This is a genomic window from Intestinibacter sp., assembly GCF_022780145.1.
Lineage (GTDB): Bacteria > Bacillota > Clostridia > Peptostreptococcales > Peptostreptococcaceae > Intestinibacter.
The window spans coordinates 1-2,769 of record NZ_JALEXO010000216.1 but is presented as its reverse complement, the minus strand read 5'-3'; the positions used below and the strand labels follow the sequence as shown (position 1 = coordinate 2,769).

Annotated in this window: 3 protein-coding genes; all 3 read right to left on the bottom strand. The window is 37.3% G+C overall.

Annotated features, from left to right (window positions below):
- Positions 1-804, bottom strand: an 804-nt coding sequence (locus MR593_RS08345) for a glycosyltransferase family 4 protein (protein WP_290691816.1), incomplete at its 3' end; no start/stop codon positions are given.
- A gap of 20 nt (positions 805-824) precedes the next feature.
- On the bottom strand, positions 825-1,826 hold the full coding sequence (locus MR593_RS08340; protein ID WP_290691814.1) for a radical SAM protein: 1,002 nt from the start codon (positions 1,824-1,826) through the stop codon (positions 825-827).
- Position 1,827: 1 nt separating this feature from the next.
- The coding region (locus tag MR593_RS08335) for a glycosyltransferase (RefSeq protein ID WP_290691812.1) at positions 1,828-2,769 on the bottom strand (942 nt) is incomplete at its 5' end.

Genomic DNA, 2,769 nt, shown 5'->3' with positions numbered 1-2,769 from the left:
ACTGCAATTACTAAACAATTCCTCTAAAAGCTGACCCTGAACAAACCCAGTCATCACAACTCTAGAGTCCTGCTTAGCCATGCCCTCGATCTTTTCATAATACTCATCTGTATGACTACTTCCACCTGCTATTACTAATTTTTTATCGGTGTCTATATTTTTAAACGCCTCAAGCAAATAGTGTACGCCCTTTTCTGGCACAATCCTACCTAGGTACAAAACATAGTCATCGCCATTTAATCCATACCTGCTTTTTATAATATCTGCACTGACATGACTCGGTATATCGACGCCGTTTTGTATATAAGTAGTGTCCCTATTATATGTATTCTTAAAATACTTTTGCACATTTTCAGACAAAACAATTACCTCATCTGCGTATTTTGCGATAATTTTTTCTCCAAGCATCAAATACTTAGTCGCGAATCCTCCCCATTTACTTCTCTGCCAGTCTAGTCCATGGACAGTAGCCACGGTCTTAATGCCTAATATATGTGGTATCAAAAGCATCACAGAAGGTCCCAACGCATGGTAATGTATGACGTCATATCTATTGAACACAGCCTTTATAGTCGCTAAAAAAGAATATATCAGTGCATTCAAGCTCTTTTTATCTACAGTAGGTACGTTTATAATTTTGACGCCCTTGAATTCCTTTATTTTTTCGAATTTTTTAGAGCTTCTACTGTACGCATCCACGCTGTGATTTTTTTTGACCATACGTGTAGATAGCTGCTCGACTACTATTTCTACTCCTCCCTCTCTAGAGGGAATCCTCTTGTGACCAATCATTGCTATTTTCATATCGGAATAACCCCTAACTATTACTTCTTGATAAAATCATTTTCATAAATAGAATATCCTCTTTTTATGAATTTGTGCTTGAACACCCACCATGCAGGCACCCAGATATATTTGTGCATTGCAGGAGATGCGCTACCTATCATCCAACATTGTCTGTCGCAGTTTTTAGTCTGACATCTTACCTTGTCGGCCTGCTCTGAATTCCGTAGCTCGTCCCATGTTTGCTCTACTAAATTACCCATTACAGCCTTTTTCGCCATACCATTACATGGGATTACATCTCCAAATGGATCTATGAAAAACGCGTTTTTAGACATATCGCAAGGCAGAAGTCTATCCTGACCGTAGATATAATTTATAAGACCATGGTTGAAATAAGCTCTAAACCATTTCTTAGGTGATGATGATTTAAGCAATTCATTTATAAGCTTTTCAAAATTTTGAGCGACCTTTAATTTGTCGTCTATTTTATTGTCTGTTTTTCTAAAATAAAACGAATTGTGAAGTGTAGCTGTAGCAAATTCCATTCCCAACTCATTAGATATATCGTATAGAGGTACTAAATCCTCGCAGTTCATATCCTGAACAGTCATCCCAAAGCCGACATCCTTGTGCCCCATTTCTACAAGAGTCTTCAGCGCTCCATATCCTCTATTAAATCCATCTGGAATACCCCTGATTTTATCGTTAGTCTCCTGAAGCCCCTCTATACTTATTCTTATCCCCACCTGAGGAAACTCTTTACACAGCTCGATAATTCTATCTTTGAAATATCCGTTTGTAGATATTACTATCCTATTAGTCTTTTTATAAAGCTCCCTAACTATATCGGGCAAGTCCTTTCTTATAAAAGGCTCTCCCCCTGTTATATTCGTAAACTCCATCTCTGGAAGCTTCTTTATCGTATCTAAGGTTATCTCCTCACTAGGCTTAGTAGGGTCCTTATAACAATCACACATATTGCAATGTGCATTACAGCGATACGTAACTATTACAGTTCCATAAAGATATCTCTTCCCCATTTTAATCCTTCTTTCTATATAATTTATATTTCTCAACTATCCAATTTGCATAGCTTATCGGGTCAAACTCGCTCTTTGCAAATTCCAAGCTATTTTGACAAAGCTTCGTATATTCATCTTCACTTAAATTCATAATTAGCTCTATCTTACCTGCAAGCTCGTCTACATCTGTAGCCTTAAATATATATCCTGTTACGCCCTCCTCGACAAGCTCCTTCAATCCTCCTAAGTCACTTGCGATTATAGGTCTTCCCTTTGCCATAGCCTCCATAACTGAATAAGGTCCGTTTTCATACCATTCAGAAGGTACCACTACACATCTACTCTTTTCAACTATAGACTCTAGTTCCTTGCCAGTCTTAAATCCAAGCAGCTCTATCTTATCAGCTAAATTATTTTCTCTGATATAATCTCTGAGCTCCTGCTCCTCTGGCCCTGCTCCCAGCACCTTAAGAGTCACATTTTCTAATTTCTCAACAGCCTTAAAAAGCGTCAACACGCCCTTTTCCCTGCTAAGTCTACCGAAATAAAGAATATAATCACAGACCTCATCTGGCAATCTATACTCAGTACCTACAGGCAGCGGGTTTTTCCTATGTACGATATCCTTTTTAGTAAAATCACCTTCGATTAACTTCCTTCTATAAAAATCAGAAGGCGCTATGTACATATCTATATCATCATATACCTTCTTAAACTTCAAGTAATGAGCCTCTATAAACCCAAGCGCACTTTTCGCAGTCGAATTTTTTATACATTTTTGCTTTATACAATTTATATACTTTTTATTTAAACATTTCTCGCAAATTCCATCACTAGACAGCATAGTGTAATTTGGACATACACAGATTAGATCGTGCATAGTAAAAAATATAGGAATATCAAACTCCTTCAGCGCATCTACTATCGATAACGTAATCTGTCTATGAACTAAATTCAATAT